A 23,978-nucleotide genomic window follows, 5' to 3' on the forward strand; every position below is an offset into this window, starting at 1 on the left:
GAGTATGGCGCTGTTTCGGTATCAGGCGGTGAACGGAGCGGGCAAAACGGTGCGGGGACAGATCGAGGCGTCTGATGCGGCCGCAGCCGGCTCCGCTCTTCGGCAGCAAGGTCTCTTCCCCATGCGGATCGACCCGGTGGAGCGACGGGCCGGGGGTTTATTCGGGGCGTTGGGCCGCAGGCATGCGGGGACGGCCGCGCCGGAGGGAGCGCAGGGTACGTTGGGAGGGCCCGGGGGCCGGGAGGGAGGCCCGGGGACACCCCTGAACGCCGCCTTTCGCACGGGAGCCGTTCCCGAGGAGCGGCGGGCGCCGGGAAGGGAGGGGCCGGTTTCGGCGACGAGGATCGCCCGGGGCGCGGCCGCGCAGGCTCCGGCGTTCCCGGGAGCGGACCGGGCTCTGGGTGCGGCCGCACCGTTCGGAGGATCGGGGGAACCGGGGACCATGGAGCCGGGACGCATGGGACCGGAGCAGCCCGTGCCGGGCGGGGCACCGGCGGTGCGGACGGTCGGCGGGCGGACCCGGAGCGTCTTTCCCGGAAGGTCCCGGGATCGCTCCGCCGGGGTGCGGGGCGTTTTCGGCGGGGTCTCAGGGAGTCCGGCGGGATCGGAAGGGACTGCCAAGCGCACCGGGGCCGCGCGGTTCGGCTTGCGTCTCGGCGAGGGTCGGGTCAAGGTGCAGACGTTGGCGGTTTTCTGCCGGCAGTTCGCCACGCTGGTGCGGGCCGGCGTTCCGGCGGCTCGGTCGGTGGAAATCCTGGCGGCGCAGAGTGAAAATCGCACGCTGAAACGCACGTTGGAGGCCGTGGCGGCGGAGGTTCGCCAGGGAACGGCCCTGCAGCGGGCCTTCGCCGCGCATCCGTCGGTATTTCCGGCACTCTTCATTCACATGGTGGGGGCCGGGGAATTCTCCGGGCAACTGGATCTGATGTTGGACCGGGCCGCCTTATTTTACGAACGGGAACGGGCGACCCGGCAGAAGATCACATCGGCCCTGATGTACCCCGCGGTGGTGCTGACCATCGCCCTGGGGGTGTCGGTGTTTCTGCTCACCTCGGTGATCCCGACGTTTGCCCAAACGTTCGCCCAGCAGGGGGTTACCCTCCCGCTCCCCACCCGCATCACCCTCGGGCTCAGCCGTTTTCTCACCGAGCGGTGGTACCTGGCGTTGGCGCTGGTCGCGGCAGTGGCCGGTGGAGCGGTGGTCGGGGCCAGAACTGCGGCGGGCAAGGAGTGGATCGGGCGGCTGTCGTTGGGGCTGCCGGTGTTCGGAGGGCTGAACCGGAAACATGCCGTGGCGCAGTTCAGCCGAACCTTCGCCACCCTGGTTCGGGCGGCGGTGCCGATCCTCGACGGGCTGGACCTGACGAAAAAGGTGATGGGCAACGTGCTGTACCAGGCGGCATTGACCGAGGCCCAGGAGGGATTGCAAGCCGGGCGGACGATGGCCGAGACGCTGGGGCGCCATCCCCGGCTGTTTCCACCGATGGTGGTGCAGATGATCGCGGTCGGGGAGGAAACGGGAACACTGGATGATCTGTTGGATAAGCTGGCGGATTTTTACGAGTCGGACGTCCAGGAGATGGCCGCCAGGCTCGGCGCTCTGCTCGAACCGATGATGATTCTGTTTCTGGCGGTGATTGTGGGACTCATTATCTTATCCGTCTATCTGCCGATGTTCCAGATGATGAATTTTGTCGGTTCGTAGGGCGCCGGGGCGGGATGGAGTCACGGGGTGGCCGGACGGACATTCGGCAACACCCGGAGGTCCTGGGCGGGACGGCGGCGGAGCGGGGATAGACAAACAGCCCCGTGTCCAACCGGAATGCGACCATGCGCCCCGCCCGAGGTGCGATCCCGAAGGGCGGGAAATCTCACAATCATTTTTGGGGTAAGGGAGGAGGAGAAAGCACATGGTGACACAAGAAATCGCACCGGTGCGACGTGAGGAGAAGGAGCCGGCTCGGCCGCAGGCCGTCCGGCGACGGCGCCAAGGCGGGTTCACCCTCATCGAAATGCTGGCGGTGGTGGTGATCCTGGCCATCGTGGCCGGAGTGGGGTTTGTGGTGGTGAACAATCAGATTGAGAAGGCACGGGAGAACACGGATATGGCAAATCTGAGAACAATTGCTGACGCAGCAAATAGGTATATTATGGATGGCAATGATCCTGCGACTCTCCCTGGAACGAGCAAAAAAGTAGACCAGAATAGTGTACTTATTGGGGCATATCTTGGTGCTCCACCAAAGGATCCTTGGAACTCAGCCTATTATTCGATAGACGTTCAAGGCAACACAATCACTATTACAAGTCCACACGGTGGAAACAATGCCCAAACACTCAGTGTAAAGTTCTAGAATTTGTGAGGCAAAGGAGATACCCCTCGTGTGCGTCCGTCGGTTGTGATTTACGCGATTTGTATGGGCCTCATCATCGGCTCATTTCTCAACGTCGTGGCCTACCGACTTCCCCGCGGGGATTCGGTGGTGTTCCCGCCGTCCCGCTGTCCCCGCTGCGGTGCCCGGATTCGCCCTCGGGATTTGATCCCGGTGGTGAGTTGGGTGTGGCTGCGGGGGCGGTGCCGGGACTGCGGCGGAACCATTTCTTGGCGGTACCCGGCGGTGGAAGGGCTGACCGCGCTGTTGTGGGGCTTGGCCGCCTGGTGGTACGGCTGGTCGTGGGAGACGGCGTTGGGGCTGGTGGTCATCAGCTTTTTGATCGCATTGTCGACCATTGATCTGGAGTGGAAGATTCTCCCGGACGAGCTGACCTATCCGTTGGCGATCGTGGTGGTCGGCGCTAGGTTGTGGATGGGACCGGAACCGTGGTGGTGGTATCTGGGCGGGGCGGCGCTGGGGGCAGGTATGCTGTTGACTTTGTACTGGTTGAGTCCGCTTCTTTTCGGCAAAGAAGGCATGGGGCTCGGGGATGTGAAGCTCATGGTCGGCCTGGGGGCGTTCACCGGCCTGACAGGTACAGTCATCACTTTGTTCGCGGCCTCGCTCGCAGGTCTTGTGGTTGGACTGGTCTTGCAGCGAATGGATCGCCTCGGGGAGCAGCGCCGGATTCCATTCGGTCCGTTTTTGGCCGGCGGGGCATTGTTATCGTGGCTGTACGGCGATGCCTTGATGAAAGCATATTTCGGCCTGTTTTTGTGAAAGCGGGGCGGAGACGGTGAATGGACGCACGTGTTCGAGAACGCCGGTGCGACGTACGGAGGGATTTACCCTGGTGGAAGCTCTGGCGTCGCTCACCATCGCCGCGGCGCTACTTGTCGGAATCATGGGGTATTTCACGACAGCTTATGTGGGGATTCGGCAAGATGGGACCAGGACGCGGGCTGTCTCCCAAACGGAGCAAGCTATGGAAGCCACCCGGGCATGGCTGATGGACCAATATGCTCAAGGGGGTCGACCCGGTTCCGGGCAGGTCCAACCCAGCGACTTGGCGTCGCACGGCTTCAACGGGTCACCCGGCATAAACACCGTGGTGACGTATACGTACCCACAGAGTGGTCCGCCGGGCTGGGAGATCACGGTGACCACGACGTGGCAAAGCCGGGGTCAGTTGCAAACGTATGAGGTCAAGTCATTTTTCGGGGAGTATGACCATGCAAAATCGCGGGCGGCTCAGTAGAGCTCGGAGGCGCGAGGGGTTCACGCTGGTGGAAATCACCGCAGCCATCGTGGTGTCTCTGCTGGTCCTCAGTGTCGTGTTCGCGGTTCGCCAGTACGCAACGACGACCGAACGGGCCATCGAGGTTCAGGGACACCTGCAGCAGACGGTGCGAAACGCGGAGACGGTGCTTCTCGATTTTATTCGCGACAGTCGGACGGTCACGGGGGCCGGGGATGGTCGTTCTCTCACCGCCGTACAGGCCTCCGGCGACACGCTGGCGGCCGCGTGGGATGGGGCGCAAACGCTGACCGTAACGGTGGCAAAGGCCGCCGGCGGGACGGCCACCTACACGTTTCAGCCGATCACCGGATTCCAAGTGAAGGCACCCAGTCCCAATGGGCGGGTATGGACAATCACCATAAGCACAGGCCAGTGGAAACAAGCGTTTGTAGATACCATCTCCGTCCTGCCCAGAGTCCCATCGCCGCCTGGGCAGTGAGGTGAGTCACCGTGCGCGACAGCTACACGGGACCGAAACGCGGCAAGCACGGGAACGGCAAACACCCGGGCCAGCGTCGACACGATGGGTTTACCCTCGTGGCGGTACTTCTGGTGGCGGTGATTCTGCTCACGCTTCTCGCCGCGGTGAGCACCATGGTGCTGGCCGAATCGAAGCAGACCGGCCTCACAGCGCGCCAGCAACAGGCGTACAACCTGGCCGAGACGGGACTCGAGCGGTTTATGGCAGCCCTGCAGACGGCTGCTCAGGGGGATCTGAGCCAGTTCCCGTATGATTCAGGGACACTGGCGAGATGGGTGCAAACCCAGGGAATTCAGCAGCCTCCCAGGACTGTCGTACAAGCAACGTATATCGATGAAAACGGAACCGTCGTAACGTCGACCACGCCGCCGTACCCGCACTTGATACAGGTCCGGTCGACGGGGACGGCGGACGGGGTCCAGAAGACTGTCGTCGCCACCGTGGACCTTCAGTACTTGGGCAATATTTTTCGATACGTGCTGGCCGCAACGGCCGGTACGGGGACAGGCATTCAGTTCGATTCAAACATGTCGCTGAGTCTGTACGGATCCATGTATACGGATGCGGATCTGGCCGTCACCAACTCGAGCCGCAAAATCCCATCGTCTTTGATGATCCAAAACGGCACGCTCGACCTTGGACCTGATTCGCCGTTGAGTGGAACGGAACAGTGGTTTCCTACGCATGTAAGCGTTCGGAAGCTGACCAGACCGCTCGCCGTACCGTCTTTCGACGACGTGGTGGTGGCCCTTCAGGCAGGAAACGGGAATGGGAGCATCCAAACCTTTTCGTCCGGCGGAACGCACTATTTGTTCGAAGACCTTTGGGGCGGATGGTGGGACCTGTGGCAAAACGGGGGGGCCGTCGCGGTGTCGCCCGTCGACCCGAGTAAGCCGGTTCTCATGTTTAACAATCCTGATGCTCAGGTGATCGTACTCGGGAATCCTGCTCACAAGACGGTGGTGGTAAGCGGGGAACTTACGGTTTACGCGTTCATCGGCGACACATCGCCGCCGTTGTATGTGGCGAAAAAGAATGTCCTGCTCGACACAGACTTTGTTCAGAGCCTGGGGGTTGCCTTCGATGTCTTTCTCCAGAACCTGCTGGACTTATTGCGGCATGGCGGGGACATTCGGCTGCCGAAATTGGTGCCCGGGGGCATTGTTTCCGGTTATATCTTTGCACCAAACGGCAATGTGACCGCCAGGGGAGACAATTCCTTTCAGTTGATCGGATCCATCATCGGCCAACGTATTACATTTGACTCCAGACGTTTTCTTGGTTTGGGATCGCTGTCGGCTTCCTTGCAACAAAGTACGGACGGCCTGGATCAGAAAATCCCGTGGTACGTTCCCCGGCCGGTTGTTGTGGACAGGCACACGGAGTAACCCGGGACCACGGTCGGAGGATTTGCAACGCGTGAGAAATGATAGCCTTTCATCGAAGTTCCGAGCCAGCCTGTACAGTACTTGCCGCATCACCTGGATTAGGACGACTTCCATGTTGCTGGAGTCCACCGCAGCAGTCCGCCGATCATCGTGAGGTGAACCGCCGTGCGTCATCACCATAAGGGAGAATCCTGGCGTCTGCGCCGGCACCAACAGTGCAGGAGTAACCGTCTGCAGGCGGGGTTCACCCTGGTGGCGGTGCTGTTGGTGGCAGTCATCCTGCTCACCCTGCTCGCCGCGGTGAGCACCCTGGTGCTGGCCGAATCTCGGCAAACCGGCCTCACGGCTCGCCAACAGCAGGCCTACAACCTGGCTGAGGCGGGACTCGAACGCTTTATGGCGGCGCTGCAGCAGGCGGCCGACGGGTCTTCGGATTTCCCGTATGACCCGGGGGACCTCGGCGGTTGGATCGACCGACACGCTATCAATCAGCCGGGGGTCGCTGTGACGGCAACCTATGTGCGGGAAGACGGGCAACCGGTGACTGCGAATCAGGTCCCGCCGTATCCCCATCTGATCCAGGTGCGGTCAAAGGGAACCGTGGACCAGGTGAGCAAGACCATCGTGGCCACGGTGGATCTCCAGTTTCTCGGCGGACTCTTTCAATACGCGTTGGCGGCCTTGTCGACGAACGGAAAAGGAATTCAATTTGATCGGGATTTGGTCAACCTGTATCCGGACCTGACCATTAATGGACGTATCTATTCAAACGCTGACATTCGCTGGGGGAAGGCCCGGGCCCTGCCGCCCATGCTGCAGACCCATTCCCTGGCTGTAGACCTGGGACCAAACTCGCCGATTCAAAGCCGGCAGGATCTTCAAAATGTCCCTTCCTGGGTGCCTGTTGAACGCCTGGGGGCGCCCCTGGCGTATCCCACCTATGAGCAGATTGTGGCAAGTTTGCGCAGGAGAAATGGGTCGCAAATTACGAATGTTGGTCCAACCAACGGAAGCGGCCTACTCATTTCAATCTTGGGGATGTGTATTTATATCGACTTTCCTACGATTAGGATCATTCAAGGAAACCAAGCCATCCTGATGTTCTCCAATCCAGACCTGTACGTCCTCGGGAATCCGTACGGTAAAACGATCGTATCCGAAGGTAATTTGCACTTGATTGGGCTGGTTGGAGATAGCGCAGACCGCACGATATACATTAGCAAGAAAAACGTATGGGTTGGTGACAACCAGATCCCCAATGATTTACGTGCGGTAATCGAAACACTTAACAAGGCAGTTGGCCTGCTACTCGACGGTCTTGGGTTTCTGCTACATCTGATCGGACTTGATAGCCTGCTTCACTTGAACGACAATCTTCTCCAACCATTATCTAACATTCTCAGTGCCATTCTAGATTTCATACGCGATATCATACCACCGTGGAGGATCTCTGGGTATATTTATGCTCCGAATGGTACGGTTAATTTTGGCCTTGCGGCTCTGGGGGTGCACGGTGGAGTCGCTGCAAAACAGATCCATTTCGATGTACTCAATTCGATCGACATCAACTATCAGAACACAGACCTCATGGCCGATTTTGACCCAAGCCGGCGCCCCGAGCTCTACATCCCCCAACCGGTGATTGTGGAGCGTCACACCGAGTAGAGGCGGCGGGAGGTCCCGGGTCCGGGTTGGCGGAGGTCGGTTTCACGAGACAATCAAGCAGATTAGATGGCTCGTTCCATAGAGGAGAGAGGATTCCGATGCGGTTTTCGTTGGCGGGCCCTTCGGGGGTCGGGGTGAGTTTTCACGAACATGTGGTGGAAGTGGTGCGGGTGGAGGGGCGAGGGCCGTTTCCGTTGGTGGGCCACGCGCTCATTTCGCTTCCTCCCGAGGTATACGAGAACGGGTGGATCAAAAACGAGGCCGCTTTTACAGAGACGTTCCGGCGAAAGATACAGGACGCGGGTGTGGCGGCGGACCGGCCGTCCCTGTGCCTTCCGACATCGGCCGTGGTGCTGCGCACGGTGACGCTGCCCCGAACCGGGCGGAAACAGGCGCGAAACCTGCTCCAATTCCAAATCGACCACGAACTCCACCTGCCCTTCGCCAATCCCGTGTTCGACTTTGATTATTTTCCACCGGGGTTTCCCGCCCCCGACGGCCAAGCGGGCGAAGACGGCGGTGCGCTGGTCCTGCTGGCGGCGGCGCCGGGAGATCTGGTCCACCGGGCGGAACAGGCCTTTCGCCGCATAAAAACCCCTTTAGATGCCGTCGAGGTCAAAGGGTTGGCCGGTCTGCGGGTATTGCGCCACCTCGGGAGGAGGATCGACCAGGGCACATTGCTGGTGCATTTTGGGCCCGACGCTGTGGATGCCCATTTTTATGTGAAAGGGCAGTTGTTACTGAGCCGGTGGCTGGATCTCAACCCCCGGGAGTACGTATCCGAGGAGACGGGTGGATTCGCCACGGTATCCGGCCCGGCGGGCCCGACGCTAGCCCCGGGTGCCGCCCGTTCGGCCGGGGGCGACGCCGCGCAATCGCGGACGACGAGGATCGGGGCAACGAACGAATCCCGAATCACCGAGGCGCCGGCCGGGCCGGGTGCTGAAACGGGGGCGAGCTCTGAGAGCGACAGTGTGCTCTGGGTACCCGACGCGGATGAGACTCCCTGGGGCACCTCCCCGGACGGCGCCGCGGGCCCGGGTCAAACCGAGGCGGCGGCCGGCGTTGCGGCGGATGTGAACACCCCGAAGTCCACCGGAGATGCGGGCGTCGATTCCGGCACGCGGTCGGCCCCGCGGCCCGGGGGGCCCGAGTTTCCGGGGCAGCCCGGGGGGCCGGAGGCGCTCGGGATACCCGGGACCTCCGAGACAGGAGCCGAGCCGTCCCACCCGGCCCAGCCGGCGCTCAGCGCCTACGCCGACACCTGGCTGGCCGTGGGCCACCCGGCCGCGAAACTCAAGGCGTTCACCGCCGACTTGCAGTATCAGATCGACCGGCTCTTGTCCTTCCTGCAATACACGTTGCGACAGGAGGATCTGGCCCTGTCCCGGCTGTGGCTGGCGGGCTACGTGCCCCATTGCGAGGCGATCGCGGCAAACCTGTCCGACCACCTGGGACTGCCGGTGGAATGCCTTGATACGCCGCGGGACCTGGGCGGACGGCCCGTCGATCTGCCGGCCCTGGGGGCGGCGTTGAGGGGGATGGTGCCGGATGAAGATTGATCTCTTACCGAGGCCCGAGCCGGTTCATCCGCTTTGGACGGCCGTCCTCACCGGGACCGCCGGCCTCTTGGCCATCGCCAACCTGTGGGCGGGGGCGACGTGGGTCAGCGCGTTGGTGCAAACCCGGGCGAGCGACGCGGCGTACCGGGATGCGGCCGCGCGCCTCCCCGCCCTGCAGCGGCAGGCGAACGAACAGCAACAACGGGAGACACTGACCCGCCAGATCGACGCCTTCCAAAAATGGGCCGCGTCCAGGCCGGATTTTCAAGATGAGGTGCATCTGCTCTCTACCCTGCTGCCCAAAAATAGCGCCTTGTTGAGCGTGCATTTTGTCGGCGGGGCGAATTACGACGTGAGGGCCTCGCTGCCCGACCTGGAGTCGGTGGCCACGTACCTTCGCGCGCTCCAGACGAGCGATCGGGTGGCATCGGTCACGGTGAAATCCGTCAACCGCCAGACAGCGGCGGTCCAACAGGCGGCGCCCGGCGCGGCCGGGACGCCGCGGCCCGCACCGTCGCCGACCGGGTTCCTTCCGGCTCGTTCGGTTCCCGGCGGCCCCGTTCAAACCTGGGTGGACCGCCTGTGGTCCTCTCTACCCTGGAGCCCCGGGGTGGCCCGGGCGTCGGACGGTCCTCCGCCCGAACCCTCCGAATCCGGGGGTGGGGCGCCGGGCGGCGGTTCCACGGCTCCGGGCGGTCCCGGGAATGGGGCGCCGCCGTCCACCGGAAGCGCCCCCGTCAGTTCCGTCCCCGGGTTGCCCTGGCCGTGGCCGTTTCCGCTTCCCCCGGGCACGCTTCCCCCGGGTACAACAGGCACACCCGGCGGGGCGCCGGCAGCCGGGTCGGCCCCGGGCCAAGCTGCGCCCGCACAAACCGTGTACATTCTCGAGTTCAGTGTCACCCTGGGGAGATAGGAGGGGAAAGGATGAGGTTAACGGAACGAATCCGATCACTGACGCCATTTCATCGTTGGATTCTTTTGATCTCCGCGGGCCTTGCGGTCACCGGAGGGGTTTTGGCGTACACGTCATCCTCGGCCGCCCAGGCGGCCCGGGCCGCCGCCGCCCGGCTGCAGGACGCCCAGAATCAGATGCAGTCGTTACAGCGAAAACTCTCCCACCCGGTGCCGGCACCGGATCTCACCCTTCCGGCCCGGGCGATCCCGAACAACTGGGAAATGGCGCGATTTTTTGCGGACCTCACCACAGCGGCGAACACTTGGAGCGTCCACATCGCCAGCGTCACGCCGAACCCGCCCTCCCCCGACCCCGGTGGATTCAAGCCGCCGGGCACCCCCGGGTCGGCGGGCGCCAAAGCCCCGACAAGCCCGGGAGGTTCATCCGCCAACCCAGCCGGAGCCCAGGGAGGCAGAAATCAGCCCTCTGGCAGCCCGTCCCAAACGACCGGAGGCGGCGCGGGATCCCCGTCGGCGAGCGCCCCGTCCTCCCCCGGCTCGGTCGGCGCGACGCCGGGAACAGCGACAAACGGGTCGGCTCCGGGGGCGGCCTCCGGGCCGGCCGCGCCGACTTCCGGCAACGCCGGCGCGACAACCGGGAAAGAGGCGGTTCCGCCCGCGGCCCTGCCCGGCATCCACAGCCTGACCATCGCCATCACGGCCGAGGGCACAGGTTCCAACCTGCTGGCCTTTCTGGACGAATTGACCGCCATGCAGCGGTTGGTGTGGATCACCGATTACACCCTCGATTTCGGCGGGGGTAGAAGTAATCCCGGCGGCGCTGCGGGCGGTGCGGGTGGAGGCGCCGGAACTTCAACCGGCACCGCGCGACTGCAGCTCACGTTGACGCTGTACTCCCACGCCCCGTGGGACAGCCGGGCCGTCGCCGAGGCGCCGTGGCCCTTTCCCATTCAGCCGGCGGGCAATCCCGAGGCGTTCGGCCGATGAGGCACCGACCGGGGGCTTGTTGTTGGTTTGGGCCGGCTCGCCGATTCAATAGTAAACGATGTTGTGCTCTTCCGGTCGTCCGTACAAAAATCCCTGGGCCAGGTTCACCCCGAGATCCACCAACGCGCCGGCCTGGTCCTCGGTTTCCACCCCCTTCGCCACCACCTCCGCCCCGATCCGCTCCGCCATTCGGCAGATCCGTTCCACCCTGTGGTACCACTCGGGGCTCGTCCCCAACCGCCCGACGTACGACGAGTCGATTTTCACAAGATCCGGTTGGAGCGAGGCGGCGGCTTCGAGGTCCACCCCGCCGACCCCCACATCGTCCAGCGCCAGCCGCAGCCCCCGATCCCGCAACGGCTCGCAAATCGCCGCCAGTTCCGCCCACCCGGAGGGCGGAAGGTTCTCGCTGACCTCCAGGACCAGTTGAGTGAGATCGACCCCCTCCAACTCCTCGTAAAGTCGAGGCGCGAACCGCTCCACGGTGGGAGCCAGGATGTTGATGAAGGAACATTCCCATCGGGGCCGATGAGCCATGGCCTGCAGAAAGATCAGGTAATCGGTTTCCATGAGAATGTCCAACGTTCGCGCATGAGCAAAGAGGTGTTCCGGATCCCGAAATGCCTTGACGAGGGGACCGCGCACGAGGAGCTCGCAGCCCACCCTCCGGAGGTCGGTCATCCGAATGATCGGTTGGTAAGCAAAGTGGACATCGGTCAGAAAACGCAAAAAGTCGACTCTTCCCGGGAAGATCTCCCCCACCCCATTCATTCCTGCCATATAGTGCATAAAGGAATCTTTCCGTCTCAACACCGCCAGGAGGAGTTGGGTCGATTTTTTGCAACTTCTTTTACAGATTCGGCAGCCGGATCAAAATGTCCTTCAGCGCCCCGCTGACACCGCGACAGCGGAGCTACCCGGAACTGGCGGGTTACTTTAGATCAGGGCCGTGGAGACACGACAGCCACCAACAGGGGAGCCCCACATGCAGCCGTCCCCAAAACCTGCTATGATGAGTCGTAGCGAGGTGACCCTCATGTGCGGCCGATACACCTTAACCGTCGATTTTCAAGTGGTGTTCGAGCGGTTCGGCTTCCAAACCGCCCGGGATTTTACGTACACCCCTCGGTACAACATCGCTCCGTCCCAGCCGGTGCTGGCCATCCTCTCGGACGGTCGGGTCCGCCGGGGCGGCTATCTCCGCTGGGGACTTGTACCCTCTTGGGCGAAAGATCCCTCCATCGGAAACCGGATGATCAACGCCCGGATTGAGACCGCCGCCACAAAGCCCGCTTACCGGGAAGCCCTTCGCCGCCGCCGCTGTCTCATCCCCGCCGACGGATTTTATGAATGGAAATCCACCCCCACCGGCAAAATCCCCATGCGCTGCACCCTTCGCTCCCGGGAGGTGTTTGCTTTTGCCGGCCTATGGGAAACCTGGAAAGGCCCAGAGGACAGAATCCTGCACAGCTGCACAATTCTCACCACCGCCGCCGCGCCCTCCTTGGCGTCCATCCACGACCGGATGCCCGTCGTCGTCCCCCGGGAACTGGAACAACCGTGGCTGGATCCCGGCCTCAAGGATCCCGAAGCCTTCCTCCAGCAGCTTCGCCGGCCGCCCGGCGACAACTTCGAGGCTTATGAAGTATCCCGGCTCGTCAACTCCGCCGCCGTCGACGACCCGCGCTGCATCGAACCGGCCGCCGGCCAAGGCCAAAACGGGGCTCCGTCGTCCGCCGGGACGCCCCATAGAGACGAATCGCCATCGGAAGGGGCCCCATTGCCGGAAGGAGGGATGGGCCGGTGAACAACTGGCAAGGCATTGATTCTTTTCTGGAACTGCTGGCCCTCGATGGCCCCTCCGGCCACGAAGACGCCGTCGCAATATGGCTCAGCCACTGGTTCAAGGCCGCGGGACTGACAGTGGAACAAGACGCCTTGGGAAATCTCATCGCCCGAAGGCCCGCTGCTGATCCGGGCGATGACCGGCCCCCCACCGTCCTCATCACCGCCCACATGGATGAAATCGGCCTCATGGTCTCGCACATCGAAGCCGGGGGCTTCCTCCGCTTCGTCCCCATCGGGGGCGTGGATCCGCGGACTTTGCCTTCCGCCGAGGTCACGGTTCACGGACGCAAACCCCTGCTGGGTGTCATCGGCAGCAAACCGCCCCACCTCAGCACCCCCGAGGAGCGAAAAGAAGCGGCGGGGACGGAGCGGATGTTCATCGACCTCGGGCTGCCGGAATTGGAAGTGCGGGAGTGGGTGCGCCCCGGGGATCCGGTGACGATTCGCCGGCGCCCCCTGCGGCTTCTGGACGACCGCATCGCCGCAAAATCTGTGGACAACCGGGCCTCGGTGGCGGCGGTTTTCGAGTGCATCGCCCAGCTGTCTTCTCATCCGCTCCAAGTTGACGTGGTTTTTGCCGCGACGGTGCAGGAAGAAGTCGGAATGCGGGGCGCGGCGACGGCGGCCTATCAGATCCGGCCGGATCTGGCTGTGGCGGTGGATGTGTGCCACGCCCGGTCCCCGGGGGTGTCGACGGAGCGCACCATGGGCATGGGGGACGGCCCCGCGATCCAGTTTGGCCCCAACATCCACCCGGCCCTGTTCCGGTCCCTCACCGCCGCGACCCAGGCCGCGGGCTTGCCTTATCAAGTTCTCGTCGCCCAAGGAGCCACGGGGACCGACGCCCGACTGATGCAGCTGTGCCGGGAAGGGATACCCACCGCGGCCCTGGGGATCCCGATCCGTTACATGCACACCTCGGTGGAGACGGTGCAGTACCAAGACATCCGCCGGACGGGGCAACTTTTGGCGGGATGGCTGAAGAGCCTGAACCGCAGCGTTGTGGAGGGATTTTTGTGTTACTTCGACGTTTAAGCGAAACCCCTGGCCCTTCGGGATTTGAAGACCAAGTGAGACACGTTCTCATCGAAGAGCTGCGCCCCCACGCCCGGCGGATCTACACTGATGCTTTGGGAAATTTATTCGTGGAAACCGGCCCCGAACAGGGAGGTCCCCGGGTGATGTTGGCCGCCCACATGGATGAAGTCGCCCTGATGATCGTCCGCATCGATGACGAAGGCACCCTTCGGTTCCGGGCCATCGGCGGTATCGACGAGCGGGTGTTGGTGTCCAAAGCCGTTCGGGTGGGCCCCGCCGGCCTCCCGGGGGTGATCGGCTCCAAGGCCGTGCATTTGCAAAAACCCGAGGAACGCAAACGCCCCGTCGCCATTGAGGATCTGTACATCGACATCGGCGCCAAAGACGCCGATCAAGCATCGGGCCGGGTGCACGTCGGCGACTACGCGGTATTCGCCACCGAGTACGAACAGATCGGGCAGGGCAAAGCCAAAGGCAAAGCATTCGATGACCGGGTGGGGTGTGCGGTCCTCGCCGAACTGGCGAAACGGTCCTTTCAGCTTCCGACCACCTTTGTCTTCACCGTCCAGGAGGAGATCGGCCTGCGGGGGGCAGGCCCGGCCGCTTATCGCGTCAATCCCGACCTCGCCTTCGTGATCGAGGGCACCCTTTGTTTTGATGTTCCCGACGCCCGGGACGAGGACAGCGTCACCATCCAGGGACGAGGGCCGGCCATCAGCCTCCTCGATCGCGCCACCATCCCTCCCCAATCCCTCATCCGGTGGATGGCGGAGGTGGCCGACGCCCGGGAAATCCCGTACCAGTGGCGACGCTCGGGCGCCGGGGGCAATGACGCCGGAGCGATCCACCTGACCCGCCGGGGCATCCCCACCGGAGCCATCTCGGTGCCGGTGCGCTACATTCACAGTCCGGCACAGATCGTGGACCTGGCGGATTACGAGAACACCATCGCCCTGACCGAGGCCCTGCTTCGGGATCTGGAAGACCATCCGGACCGGCTGGATGGTTTGCGACTCGCAAATCGGGTCTATCCGCCGGCCGCACCGGGCAGCGGGCCGTCCCCGGGTGCACCCCCGCACCCGGGCCGCCCGGGCCCAGAACCCCCTCCGGCCTCTGGAAAGGGCCCGGAGGGGAACAAGACCGCCGCCGAGGAGGAAGGAGAGCAAGAACCATGACCGACTGGAACCGTATGACCGCCGAAGCGTCATCCGCCTTTGGCCCCGCCGGATTCGAAGAAGGGATTCGCCGATGGGTCACAGGCGCGGTGGGAGGAAAACTCGACCGCTGTGAAACGGACCCTTTTGGCAATGTCCTTGCCCGGACTTGGACCCCGGGGGCCAAAGGACGGGTCCTTCTCGTCGCCGGCCTCGATCAACCGGGCGTCCTGGCCACCCACGTCGACGGCGAGGGCCGGGTGCGCATCGCGCCCATCGGGCCGATTCAGCCCCGGGACCTGCCCGGCCAAAAAATCCGCTTTCAAAGCGGAGCCACGGGCTTGGTGGACGCCGAGGTCAAGGGAGAAGGCGAGGCCGTCGATTGGCAGTCGCTGTTCGTCTTGCCCATTTCCGGAACGGTGGGCATCGGTGAACCGGGGGTGATCGACCCCCGGGTGGAGATCCTCGGGGAGATCGCCCTCGGCGCAAATCTTCCGTGGCGGGCGGGAACCATCGTCCTCGCGGCTTTGGCGGACCATCTGGCGGGCGGTCGCTACGATGTGACCCTGCTGTTCAGCGCCCAGCGCTCGGTGGGAGCCAGGGCCGGGCGGCTCGCCGCCTTCGAGGAAGCTTTCGACTGGGCCCTGGACATCGGCACAGTGCCCGTTACTGGCGCGCCGGGCCCCTCAAAGGGCGGCCTCCGGGTCGGCGGTGGCCCGGTGATCCGGGCCATGGACCGGTCGTTGGTGGTGCGGCCGGAGATGAAGCGGCGCCTGTGGGACCTGGCCGAGACCCGGGAAATTCCCCACCAAGCCGGGGTGGCACCCGAGACGGCGTCGGACGGGGGAATTCTGGCGATGAGCGAATCCGGGCTTCTCGTGGGCGGCGTCGACATCCCCGTTTACAGGACCCGAGGAAACCTGGGATTCCTGCAGTTCACCGACCTCCAGGCAGCCCTGGATCTCCTGCGTGCGGCCCTGGAAACCTGAGCCTGAGGCGCAGGACCGCACGGGGCCCCGCCCCCTACGACTGAGCGATCAGAGCCACGCCCACGAGGATCACCAACACTCCGAGCCAGCGCACCGGGGACACGGCCTCCTGAAAGATCCAGGCCGCCGCCAGGACCCCGAAGACGTAGGACAAACTCTGGAGGGGATAGGCAATGCTCAGGGACAACCGGGAGAGGACGGCGAACCAGGCCACCGTGGCCACCACATAGAGAAACAGACCGAGGAGGATCCAGGGGGAGAAAAACGTCTCCGCCACATTGTTCAAATGAAGGCCGCCCACCTGGCCCAGGCCGATTTTAAAACACACCTGCCCGGCCACCAATAAAAGAATATTGAAGAGTAACAGCAGGTAGATCACCCTTTGTTCCCCCGTTCGGCGACGGCCTTTTGTTCAATTTCCTCCCTCAGGATGGCCGCCTCTTGGGCCAGGCGCACCACCCGGTCCTCCAGCCGGGACAAAACCACCGTCACATGAAGGATCAGGGAAAAACAAAACACGAGGCCGACCAAGAATAACAGTGAAGGCGCGTAATACACGTGGAAAAACGCCGCCATATGTTCGATGGCGGATCGAAAGGTCGAGAGCACGAGCATCAACAGCCCGACAAAAATCCAAAGGAGCGAATATTTCTCCTTCAGTCGTCGGCGACGGACCAAATCCAGCACAATCAAGATAAACCCGACGGAAAACAAAATGGCCAATTGATAAACATCCATCCCCGCAGCCCCCTCGATCAGCCGTGATTCTCCCTGGACAGGCGGGGCCGGCGGAGAACGTTCATCATGAGGGCGAGAATCACTTTGATCATATAATAGGCCGACCGAAGCGGCGTAATGGAAGACCTCCCCGCTTTCCGTTCCTCCATCTTCACCGCCACCTCCCGGATACAGAGCCCGTGATAATGGGCCAGGACCAGAGCCTCCACTTCCGGGTAATCGGCGGGATACTGCTCGGCAAAGAGGCGAATCCCCTCCCGGTTCACCACCCGGTACCCGCTGGTGGTGTCATAAACCGCCTGATGAAGGATCCCGCTCACCAAATGGGCGAGCACGATCATCCCCGCCCGCCGGGCCCGGGAGGAACGATACCCCGTTTCCTCCACATACCGCGACCCGACGATCAGATCCGCCCGCCCCCTCCACAATTCCCGGAGCAAGTGCGGCAGATCTTCCGGGTTGTGCTGACCGTCGGCGTCCACCTGAACCGCGACGTCGTAGCCGTGGCGCCAAGCGTAGCGATACCCCGTCTGCATGGCCCCGCCGATTCCAAGATTAAAAGGCAAGCGCAACACCCGGGCTCCGGCCCGCCTGGCAACCTCTGCCGTGGCATCCCGGGACCCGTCGTCCACCACCAGCACATCCACGCCTTCCAGGACACCGAGTGCCCGGCGGACCACCTGGCCAACCGTTTTTTCCTCGTTAAAAGCTGGGATAATCACCAAGACTTTCGGCATCTTGCACGTCACCCTTTTTCCACCCGCGCTCGAAAGCGAAAACCGAGCCCGAGCAGGCGAATCACCGTCACCGAGGCCATCATGATGAGGATGGGCATCATGGGAAACGCATAACGGGCCAAGGGCAAAAAAAGCAGTTGAATCCCGGTGAGAATCAACAGGACGAAGGAAAGAACCCGCAGCTCCCGCCACCAGGGCGCGAGCAACACCGAAGCCCACCCGGCGTAAACGATGGGCAGGTGCAGCCAACCCATGCCTTCCCAGAAATGCCCAGTGATCAGCGCCTCACTTTCATTCCATCCCCAGGGTTGACGAAAGAGATACCACCATTTTCCTATTGTAAACCATTGGAGGTACAAGCCGGGTTCGTGGGTGAATCCCTCGACGATGCGCTCCTTGGCCATCTGATTCAAATCCGCCCCGGGAGGGATGGTCTGGTACAGCTTGTCCCCCAAGCGAAAATACGGATCGGTGCCGGCGAACATCGGATCGCCGCTCTCGGTGGCGAACAGGATCAGATGGCCAAACGTATGCAAATTTCTCAGCCACCACGGCGCCATCACCGCGGCAAAGGCCACCAGAGCGACCCCGACATGCCGCCAAATCCGCTGCCGCCTCTCCACCAGCCCATGATACAAAAGCGGAAGCAGAACCACAAGGGGAGCCGGCGTCGGCCGCACCAACACCGTCAACCCCAGGACGGCGCCGCCGATGCCGCTCCACCGCCAGTCGTCCTTCTGCATGGCGAGCAAAAATACGTACAAGTAAAGAACGAACAAGAAGTTGAACAAAGTCTCGGTGAGAATGGCCGCCGGCGCCCAAATCATGCTGACATACACCGCCCCCACCACGGCGGCGAGCAAAGCGGCCACCCTTCCCTGGAGCCGCCGCACAATCACGTACATCCAAAAGAGCGTGACCACCGACAAAAGGGCCTGGGCATACCGGGCATCCATCAGCCTGTTCCCGCCGATCCAATCGGCGATCATGTACACCACGGCCAAAAACAGCGGATATCCGGGGGTGACGTAAGCATCGGGGCCATGCCCCCAGTAACTGAAGACCCCGGTATGAAGCAGGCGGAGCGCCGTCTCGTCATAATTCTTCGCATCGGTAAACAGAGGCGGTTGTGGCACCGTATGAATGTAGTACGCCCGGAGCACCAGGGCAGCCAATAAGATCAATCCGAGAACGAGGCGCTCCAGAGCCATATTTCGGGATCGCGCACCCTCAGGCATAACCACCCTCTCCTCGAATCATCGACAGCTCGGCGCCCATTATACCACAACCGCATCCAAGGCCGGATCTTCCCGGGGCGCACCCTTGAGCCCCGGGGCAGGCTCTCCCCTCGCCCCACCCCGGGCTCACCCCCGCACCACCAGCGATTCCCGGCCGAAGGCCGCGGCCGCCAAAGCCACCGCCCCGGCGGTGTACACCGCCAGGCTCCCGATCACCAGTGCGGCGTGCCCGGCGTTCATAATCCCGTACAGCAACTCCTTCATGAGGGCCGCCACGTTCACGAAAGGCACGACAAAATACCAGCCCGGCAATGCGTCCGGCGCTGCAAACATCACCATATACCCCGCCACCGCCGCCACGAGCACGAAAGGCGTCATGTAGGTCTGGGACTCTTTAAAAGATTTGGCATACGAGCTCACCGTCAACATCAGCGCGGCAAAAAGCAGGGCCACCAGGAGAATCATCACCAGCATGACCACCGCCAATCCCGGGGTCAGCACGGTGAGAATCGACCGGGCAAACTCCCCCGCCGTCCCCGACGCCGCTCCCGCCATGGCGGGAAGCCGGGAGAACGTCACCATCATCACCACCACCGAAATCACCCCGGAAAGCGCCCCCATCACCGCCGTGGCCCCCATTTTCCCCAGCAGAATCGACCGGGCGGACGCCGGCGTAGTGAGGAGCGCCTCCAACGTTCCCCGCTCCTTTTCCCCCGCCATAAAATCCGTCGCCGCCGGCATCGCCCCGGTGGCCGTCGACAGAATGAGCATGAGGGGGATGATAAACCCCAGCAAACTTCCGGCCTTCTGTCCCTGAGTCGAAGCGTCCTCACCGGTGATCGCCAGGGGTGTCACCGCCTGCTCGGTCAACCCCAAGGCGCGCAGCCGCTCCGCTTCCAGCTGCTTCCCCAGCGCCCGAAGCCGCTGACTGACCAGATCGTAGGCCGCCTGGGAATTCGAGTTCGAAGCGTTATACACCACCGTCACCGTCGCCGTTTGCCGGTGGGCGATTTTGTTGTCAAACTGATCGTCGATCCGCACAATCGCCCGCACATCCCCGGCTCGCAACGCCCCGAGAGGATCTGCCGGCTGCACAATCTGGATGTGGCCATCCGCCCACAGGGCCTCCTCCACCCGGCTCTGATGCCCCTGGATCGCGATGGGGACGTTCTGCCGGGCCTGATTCTCCGACATGACCTGAAGGTTCACCATCAAAAGGATCAGCGCCGGCCACAGGACGATGGGGAGAATCACCGTGGCCATCCAGGTCTTCCGGTCCCGGAACAGATCGAGCAGCTCTTTTCTCAAGATCACCCCGATCATCGACCGAGCCCACTTTCCGCGGCCTGGACGAAAGCCGCATCCAGATCTTCCGTGCCCGTGCGTCGATACAATTCGGCTAGAGAGTCGGCGAATTCCAGCCTACCCCGGCGCAAAATCATCACCCGGTCACACAGCCGCTCCACCTCGCCGGAAATGTGGCTGGAGAATATCACCGTCCTGCCTTCTTTCTGAAAATCCCGGATCAGCTGCCGAATGGCGGCAGCGGAGGTGATGTCCAGGCCCGACGTGGGCTCGTCCAAAAGCACCACTTCGGGCTCGTGAATCAACGAACGGGCGATCACCGTTTTCTGCCGCATCCCCTTCGAGAATCCCCCCACCCGCCGGTCGAGGTATTCCGTCATCGCAAAGCGCTCGGCCAAAGCCTCGGTGCGCCGTCGGATCTCCCCGTCATCGAGGCCAAACAACCGGCCGAAGTACGCGATGTTCTCCCGGGCGGTGAGCCGGTCGTATAGTCCCGTTTCCCCTCCGAAGAGAAGCCCGACTTTGCGCCTGACCTGCCGGGGCTGCTTGATGGTGTCCAGCCCGGCCACTCGGATCGAACCGGCCATCGGGCGCAACACCGTGGCGATCAGCCGAAGGGTCGTGGTTTTGCCGGCGCCGTTCTCCCCGATCAACCCCACCACTTCACCCCGCTCCACATCAAAAGACACATCTTGAACAGCGGTCACCTGCTTGAACCGTTTCGTCACACCCCGAAGCTCGATCATCCAAAACCTCCCGCACCCACCCGGCGGCCCGCTGCCGCTCCCGGGTGTTCTGCCCTACTCATTCGGGCAAAGATTGCGCGATCATTGTACCAAAGAAGGCACGAGGCGTGGTAAAACAAAGGTGAAGGCTTGGTAAAGACGGGGGGAAGTGGATCAACCCAAGGTTTACGACAAAAACGATATCCTGCGGTCGATGTCCTTTGAAAATTTAACTATCCGGTTAAGCGAAATTTTCCAATAGCGACAAAGGCATCCCCCGCAACGCGGCACACCCGGCAGGCAGTGATACACCCGCCGCCTCATCCACGCGGGCCCGGTCAGCCCGCCTGTTCGGCATCCGTGGCACCTGCCTGCTGGGCAGCCAAAACCTGCCGGTATAGCTCTTCATACTTTTGCACCTGATGGGTGCAGGAAAAATACCGTTCGACGCGATCCCGCCCCTTGGCCGCAAAATCCCGGTGAAGAGCCGGGTCGTCGAGCAATTGAGTGACATAATCCGCCATCGCCGCCACATCCCCCACCTCAGCCAAAAAGCCCGTTTCCCCGTGGACGATGACCTCCGGAAGCCCCCCCGCCCGGCTCGCCACCACCGGAGTTCCGCAGGCCATGGCCTCCACGGCCACCAACCCGAAACTTTCCTGTTCCGAAGGCAGGAGCAACACATCGGCCATGGACAGCACCGTCTCCACGTCCGAGCGCTTGCCGAGAAAATGCACATCTTCTTCCAACCCCATCTCACTCACCAGTGCCCGCACTTCCGGCACCCCCGGTCCTTCCCCCACCAAGGCGAGTTTCGCCCGACGCCGGCGGCGCACCCCGGCAAACACCCGCACCACGTCCGGAACCCGCTTGATCGGTCGAAAATTCGAAATGTGCATCAAGATCGGCTCGTCGGGACGGGCGTATTGCCGACGCAGTTCGGTCACATCCTGCCGGACATACCGGGAAGTGTCCACGTAGTTATGAATCACGGCGATGTCTTTTTTCAGCGAGAAAATCCGCATGGCCTCGGCGGCCAGGCTGGCGGAAACCGCCGTCACGGCATCACTTTTCTCAAGCCCCAGGCGGATGGGGGCAAACAGCGTCTTGTCCCGGCTCAGTTGAGTGATGTCCGTCCCGTGCAGCGTCGTCACCACGGGCACCGGGTGCTCCGGGACCATTTGCCGGGCGAGATAGGCGCTGATGGCAAAGGGAAGCACATAATGCACATGAAGGATGTCGAACAAATATTTTTTCATCAACTCGGCCATCGTCCCGGCCAAGGCCAGTTCAAAGGGGGGATAACGAAATACGTGGTGTTGCGGGACCTCCACCGTGTGGAGAAACATCTTTTCCTGAGGCCGGACAAACCGAAAGGGGACTCCGTCGGAAATCACGTGCACTTCGTGCCCTTTGTGGGCCAGGCTCCGGGCCAATTCCACGGCCACAGCGCCGGATCCCCCCAGGGCCGAATGACAGGCAATGGCGATGCGCATTCCCCTCACTCCTGACCGTTGAGTCTTGTCCCAAACCAACGTTCGACTCATGCCGCATTCAACCGTCGGTGGATGCCGTTGTCACTGACCATGCGAAGTTGTCAAGGATCGCGTGAAGGTGGAATGATGAGAGAAAACGAATGACACACCGCAAGATGGGTGCTTTCCGCGCTGAGGACCGCTCGTCTCCGCTCGACTTTGCTCGGTGTGGGTCCATGACTGTAGATTGAGATGAAATGGCTGATGCCAGGGGCTTCTACTAGAATCTATTGTACCTGTTCGGCACGAGGCGATCAACCGTTTGGTTCACGGCTCATAAAATGTCCACAATGCGCCGGTCCGCCCCACGCGCCGCACGCCCGCGGTGCGAATCTCACCCTGCAGAGGTGCAACTGAGGACCTTGCCGAGGACGAGAAACCCGAAATCCCGAAAAAAGGCCCGGGAAGACTCCCGAGCCTGCTTGTATCCGCCGTCCATCCATGCCGCGCTGTCCGCAAACCGTTCGACCTCCCGTCTAGCTCCCGCTGTTCCCGGCCGTTTCCGAAGCGGGGTGCACCGTTATCCCGAAAGAGGCCGTCGCCGTCTGAGGAGTATCGGAGCTGTCCGTCACCTGCACCGTGAACGTCACGGTGTCCGCCGTGGTCGGCGTCCCGCTGATGGTGCCTTCACTGGACAAGCTCAGCCCGTCCGGCAACGACCCGTCCACCACACTCCAGGTATACGGCGATGTCCCCCCGCTCGCATCGAGGCTGGCCGCATAGTCGCTCCCCACCGTGGCGTCCGGCAGCGACTCCGTGTTGATGGACAGCGCTTGGGAGGACGGGTTCACCGTGATGCTCAGATCCGCCGTCGCGCTCTGCGGCGTGCCGGAGCTGTCCGTCACCTGCACCGTGAACGTGCTCGTGCCCGCCGTGGTCGGCGTCCCGCTGATCGTCCCGTCGTTGGACAAGGTCAGTCCATCAGGCAGCGACCCGTCCACCACACTCCAGGTATACGGCGATGTCCCCCCGCTCGCATCGAGGCTGACCGAATAATCGCTCCCCACCGTGGCGTCCGGCAGCGACTCCGTGTTGATGGACAGCGCCTGGGAGGACGGGTTCACCGTGATGCTCAGATCCGCCGTCGCGCTCTGCGGCGTGCCGGAGCTGTCCGTCACCTGCACCGTGAACGTGCTCGTGCCCGCCGTGGTCGGGGTCCCGCTGATCGTCCCGTCGGTGGTCAGCGTAAGCCCATCGGGTAAACTCCCGCCGACGAGCGACCAACTGTAGGGCGCCGTGCCCCCGCTCGCCTGCAGGTTTGCTGAATAATCGCTCCCCACCGTCGCGGCGGCCAGTGAGGCCGTGGTCACGGATAACGTCGAGGCTGCGCTTGTCGCCGTCAGCGCCTTATCCAGGGCAACCACCGCTTCCGCCCGGGTAATCGGGCTATCGGGGCGGAACGTCCCGTCGGGATAGCCGTTCATGATCTGCGCACCGGCAACCGCACCGATCGCCCCTTTACTCCATGCGGGGATGGCCGCCCCGTCGGTGAACTTGTCGGCAGCCGCGGGATCCGCCGTCAGCTTCTTCACCTGCATGATGATCGCCGCCGCCTCGGCCCGGGTAATGGGACTGTTCGGCCTCATCGTCCCGTCGTCATACCCGTTGATGTATCCGGCGGCCTTCGCTTCGGCCACCACATCGTAAAACCAGGCATCATTCGGAACGTCTATGTAGGAAATGTCCGACTTTGCCGAAAATCCGAAAGCACCGTTGACCAAAGCCATGAATTCAGCGCGGGAAATATTGTTGTCCGGTTTAAAGGTGCCGTCCGGGTACCCTTTGATCAATCCTTTATTCACCCAGTCCGCAATCTGGGGCTCCGCCCAGTGGCCGGAAATATCCGACGGAACCGCCGCGAAAGCCATGGTCGGCAACATAGCGACCAACATCGACACCATGGTGAGCACAGAGAACATTGTGCGTCGCCCCAGGACCAAGACATTCACGCCGACAACCTCCTCTCTTCTCTTGAATCTTTGCTCGACCCATCTATGA

The 23,978-nt window shown here is 62.7% G+C and carries 23 protein-coding genes; 14 read left to right on the top strand and 9 right to left on the bottom strand.

The annotated features are described in order from the left end of the window. Positions 1-4: 4 nt before the first annotated feature. The 10 genes from BTUS_RS17170 (at position 5) to BTUS_RS15590 (ending at position 10,673) form a co-directional block, all read left to right on the top strand. Positions 5-1,705, top strand: a complete 1,701-nt coding sequence (locus BTUS_RS17170; protein WP_013077017.1) for a type II secretion system F family protein — start codon at positions 5-7, stop codon at positions 1,703-1,705. Between the two features lie 205 nt (positions 1,706-1,910). Beyond that, positions 1,911-2,354, top strand: a complete 444-nt coding sequence (locus BTUS_RS17175; RefSeq protein WP_013077018.1) for a type II secretion system protein — start codon at positions 1,911-1,913, stop codon at positions 2,352-2,354. 30 nt (positions 2,355-2,384) lie between these two features. After that, positions 2,385-3,155, top strand: a complete 771-nt coding sequence (locus BTUS_RS15555) for a prepilin peptidase (protein ID WP_013077019.1) — start codon at positions 2,385-2,387, stop codon at positions 3,153-3,155. Positions 3,156-3,201: 46 nt separating this feature from the next. Continuing rightward, positions 3,202-3,633 carry a type IV pilus modification PilV family protein gene (locus BTUS_RS15560; RefSeq protein ID WP_148224908.1) on the top strand — a complete coding sequence of 144 codons (432 nt, stop codon included), beginning with the start codon at positions 3,202-3,204 and terminating at the stop codon, positions 3,631-3,633. Positions 3,634-3,661: 28 nt separating this feature from the next. Further along, positions 3,662-4,114, top strand: coding sequence for a hypothetical protein (locus tag BTUS_RS15565; protein ID WP_041304463.1), 453 nt, complete (start codon positions 3,662-3,664; stop codon positions 4,112-4,114). An 11-nt stretch (positions 4,115-4,125) separates the two neighbouring features. After that, on the top strand, positions 4,126-5,544 hold the full coding sequence (locus BTUS_RS15570; protein WP_013077022.1) for a hypothetical protein: 1,419 nt from the start codon (positions 4,126-4,128) through the stop codon (positions 5,542-5,544). 165 nt (positions 5,545-5,709) lie between these two features. After that, positions 5,710-7,209 carry a PilV family protein gene (locus tag BTUS_RS15575; RefSeq protein ID WP_013077023.1) on the top strand — a complete coding sequence of 500 codons (1,500 nt, stop codon included), beginning with the start codon at positions 5,710-5,712 and terminating at the stop codon, positions 7,207-7,209. A 98-nt stretch (positions 7,210-7,307) separates the two neighbouring features. Then, positions 7,308-8,771, top strand: a complete 1,464-nt coding sequence (locus BTUS_RS15580; RefSeq protein WP_013077024.1) for a type IV pilus biogenesis protein PilM — start codon at positions 7,308-7,310, stop codon at positions 8,769-8,771. Continuing rightward, positions 8,761-9,684 (top strand): hypothetical protein, encoded by a 924-nt coding sequence (locus BTUS_RS15585; protein WP_013077025.1) that lies wholly within the window; start codon positions 8,761-8,763, stop codon positions 9,682-9,684. Before BTUS_RS15580 ends, BTUS_RS15585 begins: the two co-directional genes overlap by 11 nt. Before the next feature lie 11 nt (positions 9,685-9,695). After that, entirely contained in the window at positions 9,696-10,673 is a 978-nt protein-coding gene (locus BTUS_RS15590) for a hypothetical protein (protein WP_013077026.1), read from the top strand. Positions 10,674-10,718: 45 nt separating this feature from the next. Here the strand turns inward: BTUS_RS15590 and BTUS_RS15595 are convergent, their stop codons facing one another. Then, a complete protein-coding gene (locus tag BTUS_RS15595; protein ID WP_013077027.1) occupies positions 10,719-11,435 on the bottom strand; it encodes an EAL domain-containing protein in 717 nt (238 codons plus the stop codon). Positions 11,436-11,658: 223 nt separating this feature from the next. Here BTUS_RS15595 and BTUS_RS15600 point away from each other — a divergent pair, with 223 nt between their 5' ends. Genes BTUS_RS15600 through BTUS_RS15615 form a run of 4 tightly spaced genes read left to right on the top strand, consistent with a single transcriptional unit; the run spans position 11,659 to position 15,702 of the window. Continuing rightward, positions 11,659-12,480, top strand: coding sequence for an SOS response-associated peptidase (locus BTUS_RS15600; protein WP_245543337.1), 822 nt, complete (start codon positions 11,659-11,661; stop codon positions 12,478-12,480). Further along, entirely contained in the window at positions 12,477-13,556 is a 1,080-nt protein-coding gene (locus BTUS_RS15605) for a M42 family metallopeptidase (RefSeq protein ID WP_013077029.1), read from the top strand. The genes BTUS_RS15600 and BTUS_RS15605 overlap by 4 nt, the downstream gene beginning before the upstream one ends. Next, the gene (locus BTUS_RS15610; protein ID WP_013077030.1) at positions 13,538-14,734 is read left to right on the top strand and encodes a M42 family metallopeptidase; all 1,197 of its coding nucleotides are present in this window, start codon (positions 13,538-13,540) and stop codon (positions 14,732-14,734) included. The genes BTUS_RS15605 and BTUS_RS15610 overlap by 19 nt, the downstream gene beginning before the upstream one ends. Then, positions 14,731-15,702: a peptidase M42 gene (locus BTUS_RS15615; protein ID WP_013077031.1), complete on the top strand. Its 972-nt coding sequence runs from the start codon at positions 14,731-14,733 to the stop codon at positions 15,700-15,702. Before BTUS_RS15610 ends, BTUS_RS15615 begins: the two co-directional genes overlap by 4 nt. A 34-nt stretch (positions 15,703-15,736) precedes the next feature. On the opposite strand, the gene BTUS_RS15620 is transcribed toward BTUS_RS15615, so the two are convergent. The 8 genes from BTUS_RS15620 to BTUS_RS17180 form a co-directional block, all read right to left on the bottom strand. After that, positions 15,737-16,081 carry an EamA family transporter gene (locus BTUS_RS15620; RefSeq protein ID WP_013077032.1) on the bottom strand — a complete coding sequence of 115 codons (345 nt, stop codon included), beginning with the start codon at positions 16,079-16,081 and terminating at the stop codon, positions 15,737-15,739. Further along, entirely contained in the window at positions 16,078-16,440 is a 363-nt protein-coding gene (locus BTUS_RS15625; RefSeq protein ID WP_013077033.1) for a DUF2304 domain-containing protein, read from the bottom strand. The genes BTUS_RS15620 and BTUS_RS15625 overlap by 4 nt, the downstream gene beginning before the upstream one ends. A gap of 17 nt (positions 16,441-16,457) precedes the next feature. Further along, the gene (locus BTUS_RS15630) at positions 16,458-17,177 is read right to left on the bottom strand and encodes a glycosyltransferase family 2 protein (RefSeq protein WP_041304471.1); all 720 of its coding nucleotides are present in this window, start codon (positions 17,175-17,177) and stop codon (positions 16,458-16,460) included. An 8-nt stretch (positions 17,178-17,185) separates the two neighbouring features. Further along, complete coding sequence (locus tag BTUS_RS15635) at positions 17,186-18,415, bottom strand: ArnT family glycosyltransferase (RefSeq protein WP_013077035.1); 1,230 nt, start codon at positions 18,413-18,415, stop codon at positions 17,186-17,188. Positions 18,416-18,541: 126 nt separating this feature from the next. After that, a complete protein-coding gene (locus BTUS_RS15640) occupies positions 18,542-19,738 on the bottom strand; it encodes an ABC transporter permease (protein ID WP_013077036.1) in 1,197 nt (398 codons plus the stop codon). After that, complete coding sequence (locus BTUS_RS15645) at positions 19,735-20,466, bottom strand: ABC transporter ATP-binding protein (RefSeq protein ID WP_013077037.1); 732 nt, start codon at positions 20,464-20,466, stop codon at positions 19,735-19,737. The genes BTUS_RS15640 and BTUS_RS15645 overlap by 4 nt, the downstream gene beginning before the upstream one ends. A gap of 317 nt (positions 20,467-20,783) precedes the next feature. Continuing rightward, complete coding sequence (gene bshA, locus BTUS_RS15650; RefSeq protein WP_013077038.1) at positions 20,784-21,941, bottom strand: N-acetyl-alpha-D-glucosaminyl L-malate synthase BshA; 1,158 nt, start codon at positions 21,939-21,941, stop codon at positions 20,784-20,786. Positions 21,942-22,456: 515 nt separating this feature from the next. After that, the gene (locus BTUS_RS17180; RefSeq protein WP_013077039.1) at positions 22,457-23,929 is read right to left on the bottom strand and encodes an S-layer homology domain-containing protein; all 1,473 of its coding nucleotides are present in this window, start codon (positions 23,927-23,929) and stop codon (positions 22,457-22,459) included. Positions 23,930-23,978 lie beyond the last annotated feature (49 nt).

Source organism: Kyrpidia tusciae DSM 2912, assembly GCF_000092905.1.
Taxonomy (GTDB): domain Bacteria; phylum Bacillota; class Bacilli; order Kyrpidiales; family Kyrpidiaceae; genus Kyrpidia; species Kyrpidia tusciae.

Bases quoted from the DNA above. Each gene is read 5' to 3' on its own strand.
- BTUS_RS15600 (WP_245543337.1), top strand. From the start codon at position 11,659: ATGCAGCCGTCCCCAAAACCTGCTATGATGAGTCGTAGCGAGGTGACC.
- bshA (WP_013077038.1), bottom strand. From the start codon at position 21,941: ATGCGCATCGCCATTGCCTGTCATTCGGCCCTGGGGGGATCCGGCGCT.
- BTUS_RS17170 (WP_013077017.1), top strand. From the start codon at position 5: ATGGCGCTGTTTCGGTATCAGGCGGTGAACGGAGCGGGCAAAACGGTG.
- BTUS_RS15580 (WP_013077024.1), top strand. From the start codon at position 7,308: ATGCGGTTTTCGTTGGCGGGCCCTTCGGGGGTCGGGGTGAGTTTTCAC.
- BTUS_RS15640 (WP_013077036.1), bottom strand. From the start codon at position 19,738: ATGATCGGGGTGATCTTGAGAAAAGAGCTGCTCGATCTGTTCCGGGAC.
- BTUS_RS15635 (WP_013077035.1), bottom strand. From the start codon at position 18,415: ATGCCTGAGGGTGCGCGATCCCGAAATATGGCTCTGGAGCGCCTCGTT.
- BTUS_RS15645 (WP_013077037.1), bottom strand. From the start codon at position 20,466: ATGATCGAGCTTCGGGGTGTGACGAAACGGTTCAAGCAGGTGACCGCT.
- BTUS_RS15585 (WP_013077025.1), top strand. From the start codon at position 8,761: ATGAAGATTGATCTCTTACCGAGGCCCGAGCCGGTTCATCCGCTTTGG.
- BTUS_RS15590 (WP_013077026.1), top strand. From the start codon at position 9,696: ATGAGGTTAACGGAACGAATCCGATCACTGACGCCATTTCATCGTTGG.
- BTUS_RS17175 (WP_013077018.1), top strand. From the start codon at position 1,911: ATGGTGACACAAGAAATCGCACCGGTGCGACGTGAGGAGAAGGAGCCG.
- BTUS_RS15615 (WP_013077031.1), top strand. From the start codon at position 14,731: ATGACCGACTGGAACCGTATGACCGCCGAAGCGTCATCCGCCTTTGGC.
- BTUS_RS15630 (WP_041304471.1), bottom strand. From the start codon at position 17,177: ATGCCGAAAGTCTTGGTGATTATCCCAGCTTTTAACGAGGAAAAAACG.
- BTUS_RS15625 (WP_013077033.1), bottom strand. From the start codon at position 16,440: ATGGATGTTTATCAATTGGCCATTTTGTTTTCCGTCGGGTTTATCTTG.